Annotated in this window: 15 protein-coding genes and 1 riboswitch; of the genes, 10 read left to right on the top strand and 5 right to left on the bottom strand. The window is 67.5% G+C overall.

Annotated elements, in window-relative coordinates:
* The first annotated feature begins 63 nt into the window (after positions 1-63).
* From ACSFBM_RS31020 to ACSFBM_RS30980, 9 genes are all read left to right on the top strand, one after another.
* Entirely contained in the window at positions 64-1296 is a 1233-nt protein-coding gene (locus ACSFBM_RS31020; protein WP_435487818.1) for a SpoIIE family protein phosphatase, read from the top strand.
* 15 nt (positions 1297-1311) lie between these two features.
* Positions 1312-1884 (top strand): SiaB family protein kinase, encoded by a 573-nt coding sequence (locus ACSFBM_RS31015; protein ID WP_435487817.1) that lies wholly within the window; start codon positions 1312-1314, stop codon positions 1882-1884.
* A gap of 35 nt (positions 1885-1919) precedes the next feature.
* Positions 1920-2309 carry a DUF1987 domain-containing protein gene (locus ACSFBM_RS31010; protein ID WP_435487816.1) on the top strand — a complete coding sequence of 130 codons (390 nt, stop codon included), beginning with the start codon at positions 1920-1922 and terminating at the stop codon, positions 2307-2309.
* Entirely contained in the window at positions 2310-3068 is a 759-nt protein-coding gene (locus ACSFBM_RS31005) for a GGDEF domain-containing protein (protein ID WP_435439142.1), read from the top strand.
* 10 nt (positions 3069-3078) lie between these two features.
* On the top strand, positions 3079-4968 hold the full coding sequence (locus ACSFBM_RS31000; protein ID WP_435487815.1) for a putative bifunctional diguanylate cyclase/phosphodiesterase: 1890 nt from the start codon (positions 3079-3081) through the stop codon (positions 4966-4968).
* 23 nt (positions 4969-4991) lie between these two features.
* A riboswitch (Fluoride riboswitch) is annotated at positions 4992-5063 on the top strand.
* A gap of 87 nt (positions 5064-5150) precedes the next feature.
* Positions 5151-6473, top strand: a complete 1323-nt coding sequence (locus ACSFBM_RS30995) for a voltage-gated chloride channel family protein (RefSeq protein WP_435487814.1) — start codon at positions 5151-5153, stop codon at positions 6471-6473.
* Between the two features lie 85 nt (positions 6474-6558).
* Complete coding sequence (locus ACSFBM_RS30990) at positions 6559-8094, top strand: cryptochrome/photolyase family protein (RefSeq protein ID WP_435487813.1); 1536 nt, start codon at positions 6559-6561, stop codon at positions 8092-8094.
* Between the two features lie 29 nt (positions 8095-8123).
* Positions 8124-8381 carry a DUF3253 domain-containing protein gene (locus ACSFBM_RS30985; RefSeq protein WP_435487812.1) on the top strand — a complete coding sequence of 86 codons (258 nt, stop codon included), beginning with the start codon at positions 8124-8126 and terminating at the stop codon, positions 8379-8381.
* 42 nt (positions 8382-8423) lie between these two features.
* Complete coding sequence (locus ACSFBM_RS30980) at positions 8424-8624, top strand: hypothetical protein (protein WP_435487811.1); 201 nt, start codon at positions 8424-8426, stop codon at positions 8622-8624.
* A 106-nt stretch (positions 8625-8730) separates the two neighbouring features.
* Here ACSFBM_RS30980 and ACSFBM_RS30975 read toward each other — a convergent pair whose 3' ends face one another.
* Positions 8731-9027 carry a hypothetical protein gene (locus ACSFBM_RS30975; protein ID WP_435487810.1) on the bottom strand — a complete coding sequence of 99 codons (297 nt, stop codon included), beginning with the start codon at positions 9025-9027 and terminating at the stop codon, positions 8731-8733.
* Positions 9028-9371: 344 nt separating this feature from the next.
* Here ACSFBM_RS30975 and ACSFBM_RS30970 point away from each other — a divergent pair, with 344 nt between their 5' ends.
* The gene (locus ACSFBM_RS30970; protein WP_435487809.1) at positions 9372-10400 is read left to right on the top strand and encodes a LysR family transcriptional regulator; all 1029 of its coding nucleotides are present in this window, start codon (positions 9372-9374) and stop codon (positions 10398-10400) included.
* Here the strand turns inward: ACSFBM_RS30970 and ACSFBM_RS30965 are convergent.
* The 4 genes from ACSFBM_RS30965 to pdxR form a co-directional block, all read right to left on the bottom strand.
* Complete coding sequence (locus ACSFBM_RS30965) at positions 10318-11175, bottom strand: ABC transporter permease subunit (protein ID WP_435487902.1); 858 nt, start codon at positions 11173-11175, stop codon at positions 10318-10320. The genes ACSFBM_RS30970 and ACSFBM_RS30965 overlap by 83 nt on opposite strands.
* 37 nt (positions 11176-11212) lie before the next feature.
* The gene (locus ACSFBM_RS30960) at positions 11213-12001 is read right to left on the bottom strand and encodes a taurine ABC transporter ATP-binding protein (protein WP_435439150.1); all 789 of its coding nucleotides are present in this window, start codon (positions 11999-12001) and stop codon (positions 11213-11215) included.
* 330 nt (positions 12002-12331) lie between these two features.
* Positions 12332-13339, bottom strand: a complete 1008-nt coding sequence (gene tauA / locus ACSFBM_RS30955) for a taurine ABC transporter substrate-binding protein (RefSeq protein WP_435487808.1) — start codon at positions 13337-13339, stop codon at positions 12332-12334.
* A gap of 173 nt (positions 13340-13512) precedes the next feature.
* Positions 13513-15051 carry a MocR-like pyridoxine biosynthesis transcription factor PdxR gene (pdxR, locus tag ACSFBM_RS30950; RefSeq protein ID WP_435439152.1) on the bottom strand — a complete coding sequence of 513 codons (1539 nt, stop codon included), beginning with the start codon at positions 15049-15051 and terminating at the stop codon, positions 13513-13515.
* Between the last annotated feature and the right edge of the window lie 84 nt (positions 15052-15135).

The raw sequence follows: 15135 nt of genomic DNA, 5'->3' as shown, positions 1-15135 counted from the left end.
TCACGGACACGAAATGTTAAAAACATAACATAAGTTCACACTTATTGACCAAACGCAGCCGTCATGCCCGAAACCTCCGAATACTTGAGCGATTTCCGGCCCCGGTTCCGCCAGCCCTGCGCGGGCGATCTCTGCACCACGGTGCCGTGCATGACGACCGACGAGACGAACGACAAGGTAATGGACGTCTTCAGCCGGCATCGCGACCTCGTCAGCCTGCCGGTGGTGGAGGGGCAGCAGCCGATCGGCCTGATCAACCGGAACATCTTCCTGTCGCAGATGAGCCAGCCGTTCCGCGTGGAGCTGTATGGCCGCAAGAGCTGCATCGCCTTCATGGACAAGGACCCGTTGATCGTCGATGCGGCGCTCGACCTGGAGTCCCTGACCTTCAAGACCGTGGAATACGGCGAGAAGGCCCTGACCGACGGCTTCATCATCACCCGCGAGGGCCAGTTTGCCGGCGTGGGCAACGGCCTGCAGCTCATGCGAGTGGTGGCGGACCTGCAGGTTTCGCGCAACCGCCAGATCATGCACAGCATCGAGTACGCCAGCGTGATCCAGCAGTCCACCTTGCGCAGCTCGCTCGACGCCTTGGCGCGCGCCTGCCCCGAGGCCCACCTGGTGTGGGAGCCGCGCGACGTGGTCGGGGGCGACTTCTACCAGTTCAGCACCGAGGCCGACGGCTGGTTCGCCACCGTGGCCGACTGCACGGGGCACGGCGTGCCGGGTGCCTTCATGACGCTGATCGCCTCCACCAGCCTGACCCAGGCCATCGAGCAGCACGGCGCGCGCGACCCCGCGCGACTGCTGGGCAGCGTCAACCGCAGCATCAAGCAGATGCTGGGACAGATGGGCGAACACGACGCAACGCCGGGCTCCGACGACGGCATGGACGCCGCGTGCTTCTGGTTCGAGCCCGCGCACGGCCGGCTGGTGTTCGCCGGCGCGCGGCTGTCGCTGTTCGTGCTGCGCCCCGGCGCCGATGCGGTGGAAGTTGTCGAGGGGCAGCGCAAGGGCGTGGGCTACATGGACAGCGATTTCGACTTCGCCTGGAGCAACCAGGAACTCACGCTGCCCGCGGGCAGCCTCGTGTTCGTGAGCACCGACGGGCTGGTCGACCAGGTCGGCGGCCCGCGCGCCATTGCACTGGGCAAGCGGCGCGTGCGCGAACTGCTGCTCGCGCAGCGCGAGCGCACGGCCGCGCAGATCAACGAGGCCGTGCTCGACGCCCTGCGGCTCTGGCAGGGCGGGCACCACCGCCGCGACGACCTGACCTTTTTCTGCTTTCGCACCTGACAGGGGAGTTCAACCGTGCCGTTCCCGCAGATCGCCGACAAGTACGGCTCCTTCTTCAACTTGGCGCGCCAGCACCAGGTCATCTTCTACTACGTGGGCTACTTTTCGCAGCACATCGTGGCCGCCATGTCCGACGCCGTGAAGCTGCAGCTCGAGGTGGCCGGCGTGGCCGGGCCGACACGGCGCAGGCTGTTCTCCTCGTTCGTGGAGATGGCGCAGAACATCATTCATTACTCGGCCGACACGCTGACCGCCACGAGCCAGCAGAGCGGCGAACTGCGCCACGGCTCGGTGTGCATCCGCCGCGAGAGCGACGGCGGCTTTCTGCTGCTGTGCGCCAACCCCGTGGAGCCCGAGATCGCCGATGCGCTGCGCGTGAAGCTGGAAATACTGCGCAGCATGACGCTGGACGAAATCAAGCAGGCCTACCGCCAGACACTGCGCGAGGAAACGCCCGAAGGCAGCAAAGGCGCGGGCATGGGACTTCTCACGGTCGCGCGCGACGCACGGGAGCCGCTGGAGTTCGACTTCGACGCCGCCGACAGCGCCGGCGGCGCCCCGGTGTTCTACCTGAAGGCGGCAATCTGATGCGCGCCACGCCCGGCAACGAATCAAGATCACAGATGGAAAACCTCTACATTGCCCCGACGCCCAGTTCGCCCCAGGTGGACTTCAGGTTCGACACCCACACGCTCGGCCTGCGCGGCGAGTCGTACCCCGAGAACGCCGCCGCCTTCTACGGCGAAATCATCGCGCGCCTGAAGGACTACCTGGCCGGCCAGAACGGCAGCCGCATCGAGGTCAACATTGCCCTGGCCTACTTCAACAGTTCCAGCACCAAGATGCTGTTCAACCTGATTGCGGCGCTCGCCGACGCCGTGGCGGCGGGCAACCGCGTGGCCCTGAACTGGTACCACGACGAGGAAGACGACACCATTCTCGAATTCGGCCAGGAGCTGAGCGAAGACTTTCCCGCGATCGACTTCGCCAGCCATCCGGTGAGGCCCGCCTGAATGGACACCGCCGCCGCCACCGCCGCGCCCCCGGACCTGTTCGATGCCGAGCACCAGGCGCTGCAAGCCGCCCGCGCCGCCTATGAAGACTGCGCTTCGGCGCAGCCCTCCCCCTGCCGCCTGGCCCTGGGCGAACTGCTCACCGTCTACGAGCGGCTCCTGCGCGAAACGCGCCGGCTGGTGCGCCGCAGCGACCGGGCCGAACTCGAGATGAACCAGCTCAACCTGCGCCTGCAGGCGCTGGCGGCCGAGCTCGAGTACCGCGCCACGCACGACCCGCTGACCGGCGTGCTCAACCGGGCGGCCGTCATCGAGCTGGTGAACCGCCATTTCGAGCGCCATGACCTCGCGCTGATCGTGCTGGACATCGACCACTTCAAGCGCATCAACGACAGCTTCGGCCACCCCACGGGGGACCGCGTCATCCAGGGCGTGGTCACCTGCCTGAAGAACGCGGCGCCGGCCACGGCGCAGATCGGCCGCGTGGGCGGCGAGGAATTCACCGTGGTGCTGCCCGGGCCGGGCAGCGATGCCGACGGGCAGGTCGCGCAGGCCCTGCGCCGCGCCATCGAGTGCTTTGCGTTCGACCTGCCCGACGGCAGCAGCGTCACCGCCAGCTTCGGCGTGAGCTGGCTGCCGCACGGCAGCAGCTTCGACGAGGCCTACGGCCTGGCCGACGAAGCCTTGTACGTCGCCAAGCGCGGCGGACGCAACCAGGTGGCGCTCGCATCCGGCCAGGTGCACGCGCAGCCCGCATGAAGCAGCCCGCATGACCCGCGAGCCTGATGCGGGCCGGCCAGGGGAAGCCGCCGAGCGGCCAGCGCCCGCGCCAGCGCTTGCACTTGCGCCGGGCACGGCGCCCGATCGGCGCATGCTCGAGCTCATCGTGCGCTCCAGCGCCTCGCTGCTGGAAGAACCCGACCTGCGCGCCTTCGCCCGCGGCGTCATCGCACAGTTCACCACCCTGCTGGGCGCCGGCGGCGACGGCCTGGCCTGCGCACCGGAAGCACCCCAAGCACCGCCAGCGAGCGGGCACCGGGTGCTGGCAGCGACCGGCCGCTTCGCTCCCCTGCTCGACCTGCCGCTGCATGCGGTGCCCGAGCAGCCGGCAGTGCAACTGCTGCGCCGCGCGCTGGCGTGCGGCCGCAACGTCCACGGCGAGGATGCCGAGGGCAGCGAAGGCAGCGAAGGCGGCGGGTTGGCCTTGCACATCGGCCGCAAGGGCGAGCAGCCCATGGCCGTCTTCATCGACACCACCGGCCTGCACGGCGCGCTCGACCGGCAGCTGCTGGATGTGCTCTGCCTCCACCTCGGCACCTTGCTCCACCAGCGGGGCCTGATGGAGCGGCTGCACGAATACGCCTACTTCGATCCGCTCGTGCGCCTGCCCAACCGCACCCGTTTCGTCGAGAAGGTGGACGACTGCGCACGGCAAGGCATGCGCGAGCACATCCTGGCGCTGGTCGACATCGACGACTTCAGCGCCGCCAACGACGTCATGGGCCACCGCTTCGGCGACCGCGTGCTGCAGGCGGTGGCGCGGCGCCTGGCCGAGGCCTTGCCGGCCGGCGTGCTGCTCGCCCGCCTGGGCGCGGACACTTTCGGCGTGCTCGGGCCGCTGCAGCAAGTGTCGCCCCAGCAATTGCTGGACTGCGTGCGCCAGCCGCTGGCGGTGGACGGCGTGCCGCACAAGGTGTCGCTGACCTGCGGCTACGTGCTGCTGCCCGAAGACGCGCAGGCCGGCGCCGACCTGGTCAAGGACGCCACACTCGCCCTGAAGCGCGCCAAGCGCGACCACCGGGGCCAGCACCTGCAGTACTCGGCCCACATGGGCGCCGAGGCCCGCGACCGCGCCCTGCTGCTGTCCAGCCTGCGCGCGGCCATCGACAACGCGCAGCTCTTCCTGGTCTACCAGCCGCAGGTCAACCTGAACACCCATGCGCTGGTGGGCCTGGAGGCCCTGGTGCGCTGGCGTGCCGAAGACGGCAGCCTCATACCGCCGGACCGCTTCATTCCGGTGGCCGAGCATTCGGGCCTGATCGTGGCGCTGGGGCAATGGGTGCTGTCCACCGCCTGCCTGGCCATGCGCGCGCTGCTGGACGCGAACCTCGCGCCGCTGCGCATGGCCGTCAATGTGTCCAGCGTGCAGCTGCAGGACCCGGCGTTCTACGACACCGTGTGCGCGGCGCTGGCGCACAGCCGCCTGCAGGGCCACCACCTGGAACTGGAGATCACCGAGTCCGTGGCCGCGCTGCCCACCGAGCTGCTGGAGTCCACCCTGACGGCCTTGCGGGCCAAGGGCATTTCCATTGCCATCGACGACTTCGGCACCGGCTACTCCTCGCTCAGCTACCTGGAGCGGTTGCCGCTGGACCGCATCAAGATCGACGGCAGCTTCGTGCGCCGCCTGGGCGAGGCGCAAGGCGCGCGCATCGCCGAAATGATCGCGCAGCTGGGCCGCAAGCTCGGCCTGCACGTGCTGGCCGAAGGCATCGAGGACGCCGCCGCCCTGCGGGCGTTGCTGGCCATGGACTGCGACGAGGGCCAGGGCTACTACATCGCCACGCCCATGGACAAGACCGCCCTGCTCCGCTGGCTGCACGAACGCGCCGAAAAGGAAAGGCGCGGGCACTCGCTGGGCATGTCCGGCCCTTGCTAGCGAGCGGCGGGGCGGCTAACATCGGCCGCCCTGGAGATGGCATTCCTCCATGAACCGCAGCGGCATCGCCCGCAGCTGATGATGCCTGCAGACACCTGATCACATCGCAGGGCTGCAGGCGTTCGCGTTCACGCATTGCCCTGCCGGTCGATCAGGCCCCTCGTTTTTCGCACCTGATCCACATGACCCGTTTTCGCCGCCCCGAACAGCTCGAGCTTCTGCCCTACATCGGCAAATGGCTCGTCATCGCCAGCGTCGTCGCCTTGCTGGCCGGCTCCGCCTCCGCCTTCTTCCTTTTTGCCCTCGACTGGGCCACCAACTGGCGCGAGGCGCACCGCCAGGTCATCTGGCTGCTGCCCCTGGCGGGCTTTGCCGTAGGGTGGATCTACTACCGCCTCGGCAAGCCGGTGGACGCCGGCAACAACCTGCTCATCGACGAGATCCACGATCCGAAGAAGGTCGTGCCGTTGCGCATGGTGCCCCTGGTGCTGGGCGGCACCGTGATCTCGCATCTCTTCGGGGCTTCCGTGGGCCGCGAAGGCACTGCCGTGCAGATGGGCGGTGCGCTGGCCGACCAGCTCACGCACCTGTTCCGCCTGAAGCACGAAGACCGGCGCATTTTGCTCATGGCCGGCATCAGCGCGGGCTTTGCGTCCGTGTTCGGCACCCCGCTGGCCGGCGCCATCTTCGGACTGGAAGTGCTGGCCATCGGCCGCATGCGCTACGACGCGCTGTTCCCCTGCATGGTGGCCGCCATCGTGGCCGACCAGGTCGGACTGGCCTGGGGTGTGCATCACACGCACTATGTCGTCACCGCCGTGGCGCCGGTCGCGTTCTGGAGCGTGGTTGCCGTCGTTGCCGCGGGCATCGTGTTCGGCCTGGCCGGGCTGGTGTTCGCCACGGCCACGCACAAGCTCGGCGCGTGGATGAAGCGCTGGATCGCCTACCCGCCCCTGCGCCCGCTGCTGGGCGGCATCGTCGTTGCAATGGCGGTGTGGGCCGTCGACGGCTACCGCTACATCGGCCTGGGCATTCCGACGATCGTGCAGTCCTTCCAGGCGCCGGTCGCGCCATGGGACTTCCTGGGCAAGCTGGTCTTCACCGTGGCATCGCTGGGCACTGGCTTCAAGGGCGGCGAGGTCACGCCGCTTTTCTACATCGGGGCCACCCTGGGCAACGCCATGGCGCCGCTGCTGCACCTGCCGTTCTCGATGCTGGCCGCCATCGGCTTCGTCGCCGTCTTTGCCGGCGCGGCCAATACGCCGGTCGCCACCATCGTCATGGCCGTGGAACTGTTCGGGCCGGCCATCGGCCCGCTCGCGGCCATCGCGTGCATCGCGAGCTACCTGGTCTCGGGCCACACCGGCATCTATCACGCACAGCGCGTCGGCCACAGCAAGCACCGCCAGGCCTTGCCCGAAGACCTTCGGATCGCGGACATCGCCCAGTTCCGCCGCAAGCAGGCCGCAGAGAAGAAGGACGCCGCCTCGGCGGAGAACAAGTGAAGACCGCGCGAACCCGCATTCGCGCGCCCGGGGGCTACGATGCGGTGGGTCTGGACATTCCCAGCCCCCACATTCCTGCCTCCCCATGCGCAACCTGATCGTGGTCCTCGGCGACCAGCTGAGCCTCACGAGCGTGGCCTTCGAAGGCTTCGATGCCGCGCAAGACCGCGTGTGGATGGCCGAGGTGCCGCAAGAGTCGCAGCATGTGCCCAGCACCAAGATGCGCACCGCCCTCTTCCTGTCGGCCATGCGCCACTTTGCCGAAGCGCTCACCGCGCGCGGCATGCCGCTCGACTACCTGAAGCTGGGCACCCACCCCTTCGCCTCGCTGGAGGCCGCATTGACCGACACCTTGTCGCGCCACCGCCCCGGCGCGGTCGTGACGGTCGATGCCGGGGAATGGCGCCTCGAACAGGCGATCGCCAAGGTCTGCCACGCGGCCGACGTGCGGCTGGTGGTCCGGGACGACCTGCACTTCATGGCCTCGCGCGCCGAGTTCGCGGAGCACGCGCAGGGCAAGCAGCGCCTGGTGATGGAGGCCTTCTACCGGCGCATGCGCACGAAGCACCAGGTGCTGCTGGACGATGCCGGCCAGCCCGAAGGCGGGCAATGGAACTTCGACCACGACAACCGCGGCGCCTTCGGCCGGAACGGCCCGGGCATGCTGCCCCCGCCGCCCTCGTTCGCGCCGGACGCCATCACGCGCGGGGTGCTGGCCGACGTCGAGGCGCACTTCGGCGACCACTACGGCAGCGCGGCGCAGTTCGACTGGCCGGTGACGCGCGAGCAGGCCCTTGTGGCAATGAACGACTTCGTGGCCTGCAGGCTGCAGGACTTCGGGCGCTTTCAGGACGCCATGTGGACCGACGAGCCCTTTCTGTACCACGGGCTGCTGTCTTCTTGCCTGAACCTCAAGCTGCTCGACCCGCGCGAGGTGATCGATGCGGCCGTGGCACGCTGGCGCGCGGGCGCCGTGTCCATCGAGTCGGTGGAAGGCTTCGTGCGGCAGATACTTGGCTGGCGCGAGTTCATGCGGGGGGTGTACTGGTGGCGCATGCCGCAACTGGCCGAGGCCAACGCGCTCCGGCACAACGCCCCGCTGCCCGACTGGTACTGGACGGGCCAGGTCGGCATGAACTGCATGAAGCAGGCCATCGGCCAGACCTTGCGCACCGGCTATGCGCATCACATCCAGCGCCTGATGGTCACCGGCAACTTCGCGCTCACCTTCGGCGTGGCGCCGGCGCAGGTGCATGCCTGGTACCTGTCGGTGTACGTCGATGCGGTGGAATGGGTCGAGCTGCCCAACACCGTGGGCATGTCGCTTTTTGCCGATGGCGCGCGCTTCGTGACCAAGCCCTATGCGGCGGGCGGCGCCTACATCAAGCGCATGAGCAACTACTGCGACGGCTGCCGCTACAAGCCGGCCACGCGCAGCGGCGAAGGCGCATGCCCGATGACGGTGATGTACTGGGACTTCGTCGCGCGGCACGAGCAGTTGCTGGAAAACAACCCACGCACGGTCATGATGACCCGCAACCTGCAGCGCTTCAGCGACGAGGAGCGGGCCGCGATACGAAGCACTGCAGACGGCATGCGCGCGCGGCCGGATTCACTTTAGGGCGCACCGCGATGACGAGCGATGCGCCCATGCCTGTGACCGACCCGAAGATCGAGCAGACCATCCTTGCGCTGCTCGACCGGCGCGATGCATCCGCTTCGATCTGCCCGTCGGAGGTTGCACGCGCGCTGGCGAGCAGCGATGTCGCCTGGCGCGCACTGATGCCTGCCGTGCGTCGAGTGGCCGCGAAGTTGGCGGCGAAGGGAGCGCTGCGGGTCACGCGGGGCGAAGATGAGGTCGATGCGACGTCTCCGGGCGGACCGGTGCGCTTGCGCCGGCCGAAGTAGCGCGCTCGTCGGTGAGCGAAAAACATTTTGCGGAGACATGCCATGACGAAACAGCTTGAGTTCAAGAGCGATGCCTTCGAGGCCGTTCACGCTTCTGCGAGCGCCTTGCAAAAAGTCGGCGCTATCGACGAGGCCACCCTGCGCGCGTTCGACGAAACCTGCCTCTCCGCTCCTGGAAGACAGGTGTCGGACGGTGCCAGCCTGACACCGCCGGCTGCTGCATTGCCAAGCCCGGCTCGGTAAAGACGCAACACCACGCGCTGGCCGTTGTTTGAGATCACAGCTTGTGATTTCAAAGCCGCTCACTCCTCGGAAGAGAGCCGAGACATGAAATCGGCATCGAAGGCCTTCATGTCGCGCCGCCTTCGCTCACAGCAACACGCAACGACCGCACCGCCGCATCGGCCGTCTCGATCCGCCGATGCAATTCCTCATTGACCACCTGCACCAGCGCGCTGAGTTCGGAACGATTCGGACAGACCTCTTCCGTGTCTTGCACGCGCTGCGGATCGATGAGCTTTTCAATGCACGCATACGCACGCTGCACGACGCGAAGGTTGTCGACGTCGTCGCATGCCTGCAGCGCGAGTGATTCGGCGCGGGCGGTTGCTGAAAAAGATTCGGGGAACGGGGGAACGTGAGCCATGAATGGCCTCCAAGAGGTGCGGTTTACTGAAACCGCCGCTCCCGAGTCCAATCGGAGGCGGCAGCTCGACGAGTTGGACTACCGGGCACCTCTTGCGAGAACCGGCCGGGCTTGCGCCCGCCCGTCGAGCCGCCAAAACTGGGGGCACGAACGACAAAGCCGCAAACCTTGCGGGTACTGCGGCTTTCGTCGCAGAGATGCTTCAGGAGTCCAATCCCGGTCACGCCTTTTTTTGACATGACGGCGGCAGTATAGCCACGCAGTCATCGCCGTTTCAACCGCAAAACCGGCGATGCCCCGGCGAAAGACCCCGGCATCCCGAAGCTGGAACAATCCGCCCATCCATGGACGGCCTCGATCTCATCAAAACATTCCGTGAAGTCGCGTTCCGACGCAGCTTTTCCCGCGCGGCGATTTCGCTGGGCATGTCCAAAGCCACGGTCAGCCGCTACGTGGCCGAGCTCGAAGAGCGCAGCGGCGTGCGCCTGCTGAACCGCTCCACCCGATCCCTGAGCCTGACCGACGCCGGCCAGGTGCTGCTGGACCGCAGCACCGAGCTGGTGGCCATGGCCGAAAACACCCTGAACGACCTGCAGGCCCACGGCTCGCACCCGCGCGGCCGGCTGCGCATGAGCGCGCCGAACGGCCTGATCGCGGGCTGGCTGTCGGACGTGATTGCCGGGTTCATCCGCCTCTACCCCGACGTGTACGTGAGCCTGGTGTTCACCAACCGCGACATCGACCTGATCGAGGAGGGCATCGACATCCACCTGACCGGCGGGCGCATCGACGACATGAACCTGATCGTGCGCCGGCTGGTGCAGTACGACATGGTGGTGTGCGCCACGCCGGCCTACTGGGCCCAGCGCGGCATGCCGCAGGTGCCCGCGGACCTGGGCCGCCACGAGATGCTGAGCTATTCGTCGATGCCCACCACGCACCTGCCCTTCGAGACCGACGGCAAGCCGCACGACGTGACGGTGCACAGCCGCATGGAAGCCAACGACGCCGTGGCACTGATCGAGCTGGCGCTGCGCGGCGTGGGCGTGGCCTACGTGCCCGAGCCGCTGGCGCAGTCGCACCTGGAGCGCGGCGCGCTGGTGCCGGTGCTGCGAGAGCACATGCCGCGCGACCACTGGCTGTACGCGGCCTACTCGCAGCGCCGCCACAACAGCGCGGCGATGCGCGCGATGCTCGACTTTCTGGAGCAGTCGATGGTGCCGGCCGGCCAGACGATGCCGACCTTGCCGCCCGCATTGCAGGTGTCGCCGCTTGCGCCGACCCTGGCGCCTACATGCGCCCTTTCCAAGGCACCAGCCGCCGCTCGAGCCAGCGCATCAGCAGGTCGAACAGGTACGCCACCACGCCAATGACGATGATGCCCATGATGACGATGTCGGTGCGCAGGAAGTTCGACGCGTTCAGCACCATCTGACCCAGCCCCATGCTGGCCGCCACCATTTCGGCGGCCACCAGCGTGGTCCAGCCGAAGCCGATGGCAATGCGCATGCCCACCAGGATGTCGGGCAGCGCCGACGGCAATATCACGTGGCGAATCACCTGCATGTAGCTCGCGCCCATGGAGTACGCCGCGTTGATCTGCTCCTGCGACGCGCTGCGCATGCCCGAGCGCGCGGCCAGTGCCAGCGGCGCGAAGCAGCTCAGGAAGATCAGCAGCACCTTGGGCAGCTCGTCGATGCCGAACCAGATGATGATGAGCGGCAGGTACGCCAGCGGCGGCAGCGGGCGGTAGAACTCCAGCGGGGGGTCGAAAATGCCGCGCCAGAAGCGGCTCATGCCCATGGCAATGCCCACCGGAATGGCGGTGGCGCAGGCCAGGAAGAAGGCCGAGAACACGCGGAACATGCTGGCCAGAAAGTGCTGCCACAGCGGCTTGTCGTTGGCCTGGCCGGTCAGGTATTCGTAGAACTGCTGGAACACGGCCTGCGGCGTGGGCAGGAACAGCGGCTTGACCCAGCCCATGTTCGTGACCAGGAACCACAGCGCGACCAGCAAGGTCACGGTCACCACGCTGATGACCACGCTGGAGCCCTCGCCCGGCACCTTGAAGGCGCTGGTCTTGAGCTTGGTGCCGGCCGCCTGCGCCGAAGATTCGGGCGATGCCGCGGGCTTGGAGGGTGGCGTCATGGCAGCGTTGACCACACGGGGCGATGCGATGGTGACCTCAGGCATGGGCGGCCTCGCGGTGGTGAATGATGGACAGCACTTCTTCGCGCATGCGAATGAATTCGGGCTCGGACTTCACCTTGCGTGAATCGCCGTGCGACAAAAACTGGCGAGAGAACGGCACGTCGTCGTAGATGTGCGAAATGCGCCCGGGGCTGGGGCTCATCACGATCAGCCGCGTGGCCAGGAACAGCGCCTCTTCCACCGAGTGCGTGATGAAGAACACCATCTTGTTGGACTTGGACCAGGCGTGCAGCAAGATCTCTTGCACCTGTTCGCGCGTGAACGCATCGAGCGCGCCCATGGGTTCGTCCATGAGCAGCACGGCGGGGTCGCTGGCGAGCGCACGCGCAATGCCCACGCGCTGTTGCATGCCGCCGGAGAGTTCGTACACGGCGCGGTCGGCATATTTTTCCAGGCCGACAAGGGCAAGCTTTTCTTCGGCGACGCGGTCACGCTCGGTCTTGCCGACACCCGCCAGCCGCAGGCCCAATGCCACGTTGTCGCGCACGTTGAGCCAGGGCATGAGCGCATGCTTCTGGAACACCACGCCACGGTCGGCACCGGGGCCGACGACGGGTTTGCCGTCCAGCAGGATCTCCCCGGTCGAAGGCGGCAGGAAGCCCGCGATGCTGTTGAGCAGCGTGGTCTTGCCGCAGCCCGAGGCACCCAATGCAACGACGAAGTCGCCGTCGTGCATCGTGAGGTTGACCGGGGCCAACGCCTGCAGCGTGCCGCCCTTGACTGCGTAGTTGACCGTGAGGTCTCGGATGTCTAGCGTGGGCATGTCTTTTTCTCCAATGCGGGTTGCTGTTGCGCGCTGCTGTTCGGGGCGGGTGCGCAGGCCGCCGGGTACTCCCCTCCGCGAATGTCCCCCGGGGCTGCGCCCCTCCTCCTTTATTTCGCTGCGGGGAGCACCCGACGCCCTGTTCACCTGGGCACGCTGTCGGTTTGCGGCTGATCAACCACCGCTGCTGACGACGCTCACGTCGATGGGGTGCCTTGCGCAGCGAAATAAAGGAGGAGGCCGAAGGCCGGGGGACATTCGCGGAGCAAGGTACCCCGTCGGCGTGAGCGCCACCCCGAACAAAGGCGCCCCCCGAAACCACAGGCAGTGTTACTTGCCCATCGCCTTCTCGACATAAGCAGTGGTCACGAAAGCGTTGTAGTCAGGCTTCACCTCCTGCACACGCCCCTGTTCCTTCAGGAAGGCCGCCGTGTTGGCCATCGCCTTCGCAGCGCCCCCGCCGAGCCACACCGGCGAGAGCTGCTCGGCCATCGTCGGGAAGGTGTAGAGCGCCATGGCCGGCCCCACGTCCTTCGGGTCGGCCTTGGTCCACTTGGCCATGGCCTTGGTCTGCGGCGAGTCGGGCTTCCAGCTCTTGCCGGTGGCCTTGTATTCCTCGTTGGCGCGGTTCAGCGCCTTCACGAACGCGACCATGAACGGCTCGTTGGCGGCAGCCCACTTGGCGTTGACCACGATGCCCTCGAACGTGGGCGCGCCGCGCTTGCCGATGCTGCCCGAGGTGGCGATGGTCTTGCCGCTGGCCTTGATCTTGGAGAGCACCGGGTCCCAGATGAAAGTGGCGTCGATGTCGCCGCGCTCCCACGCCGCCGCGATCTCGGGCGGGCGCAGGTTCATCACGTTCACGCTCTTGGGGTCTACACCGTCCATCTTCATGCCGGCCATGAGCTGGTAGTGCGCGGTCGACACGAACGGCGTGGCCACCTTCTTGCCGGCCAGGTCCTTCATGCTGTTGATGTTGGAGCCGTTGCGCGCCACCAGCGCCTCGGCGTCCGCGATGTCGGCGGAAATCCAGAACAGCTTGATGTCCTGCCCCTGGCTGGCCGCGGCGGTCAGCGGGCTGGAGCCGGTTTCGCCCATCTGCACGTCGCCCGAAGCCATGGCGCGAATCACGTCGCCGCCGCCCGAGAACATGCGCCAGTTGATCTTGTAGCCCGTGGCCTTCTCGACCTCGCCGGACTCCATGACAAGGCGCAGCGGCACCAGCATGTCCTGGTGGGCGAAGGTGACTTCCTTGGTTTGCGCGAAGGCGGCGCCGCCAAGGGTCATTGCCGCCGCGAGGGCTGCGCACTGGAGGGAAAGACGTCGGGACAAGGTCATCTGTTTTCTCCTGGAGGGTGAATCTCGCTGCGGACTTTGCACCCAACACCGCCAGCCAGGAAGTGCCAGCGCTTGCGTGGGCGTAGAGCCAGTGGCTCGGGACTTACCCTCGTTCTGGTGCGCGCTGCACGCCAGCGGTGCGTGCGCCTCGGCCTTCCGGGAAGCCGCAAGGCTCAGTGCGTCCGACCACCCGCCGGGCGCTTCTCGCCCCGCGCCAGCGCCAACTCTTCGACCGCCAGCCCCAACGCCCGGATGCCCGCCGGAATCTGCGCCGCCGCAATGGACGACAACCGCAGCCGGAAGAACGGGCACGGGTACGGCGGCTTGGCAAAGAACACGTCGCCCGCCTCGATCAGCACCCCGTGGCTGCGCGCCATCAGCGACAGCTCGGTGGCGTCCACCCAGGTCGGCGCCTGCACCCAGATCGACGCCCCGCCCGAAGGCAGCCGGAATTCGAAATCGGGCAGATGGTCGCGCAGCGCCTGGGCCGCCAGGGCCAGCCGCTCCTGCATCGCGTGGTTCACCCGCCGCGCATGCGACTCGTGATGCCCCAGCGACAGGAACAGCGCATACGCATGCTGCAGGAAGGCGCTCGGGTGCCGCACCATCGCATGCCGGATGACCCTCAGCTCCTTGATCAACGCGCGCGGCGCCACGATGAACCCCAGCCGCAGCGCCGGCGACAGGCTCTTGGACACCGACCCCACGTAGATCACCCGCCCCGTCTTGTCCAGGCTCTTGAGCGCGGGCATCGGCTTGCCTTCGTACAGGTTCTCGGCCTCGTAGTCGTCCTCGATGATCACGAAGTCCTGCAGCTCCGCCTTGCGCAGCAGCCACTGCCTGCGCTCCAGGCTCAGCGTGGCCGTCGTGGGGCTCTGGTGCGACGGGGTCACGAACAGGTAGTCGGCGGCGGGCAGCGCATCGACCACCAGCCCGTCTTCATCGACGTCGACCTCGACCCATTTGGGCTGGCGCAACGAGAAGCTGTTGCGCGCATGCGGATGGCCCGGCTCTTCGAGCCCCACGCGCGTGTGCTCGTCGAACAGCGCCTCGGCCAGCAGGTAGTAGGCGTGCTGCGCGCCCATGGTCACGAGGATCTCTTCCTTCAGCGCGAACACGCCGCGCTTGGGCAGCAGCCGCGTGCGGATCTGCTCGATCAGGTCGGGCACGTCGTCGGTCTCGAAGTCGGGCGTCCAGTGCGGCAGCTGCGAGCGCGCCAGGCTGCGCGCGCAGCACTCGCGAAAATCTTCGGTGGGGAACAGCTGCGGGTCGTAGTTGCCGTAGACGAAGGGGTACGGGTAGTCGCGCCACCGGTCGGGCTTGGACAGCGTGGGCTTGTCCATCAGCGAGCGCAGCACGCGCCCCGACCAGTCCGGCGGCTGGCTCGCCTGCCCGCTGCGGCTCACCAGCGGCTCCGCATGTGCGGCGGACACCGGCCGCGCATTGCGCGCCACGAACACGCCGCTGCGCGGGCGCGCCTCCAGGAAGCCTTCGTCGATGAGTTGCAGGTACGCGGAGGTGACGGTGTTGCGGCTCAGCCCCAGCAGGGCCGCGAGCTCGCGCGACGAAGGCAACGGCGCGCCGGGGCTCAGGTGTTCTTCGAGGATGGCCTGAACCACGGCGGTGCGCAAGCGGGCTTGCAACGGCAGTGCCGGCTGGTCGGGCAGCGCGAAGAGCTGCGCCCATTGGGTGGCTCGCGGGTTCGGGGGCATGGTGCGCCGCAGTTTAGGGCAGCCGGTGCCGTTCGTGCACTTTGGCCGGCGCTCTGGCTCGGTCGAATTCCCGCAACTGGCCCT

The organism is Variovorax pasteuri (genome assembly GCF_051216435.1).
In the GTDB taxonomy this organism is placed as follows: Bacteria; Pseudomonadota; Gammaproteobacteria; order Burkholderiales; family Burkholderiaceae_C; genus Variovorax.
The sequence above is the reverse complement of the archived record's forward strand: the minus strand, read 5'-3'. Positions and strand labels throughout refer to the sequence as shown.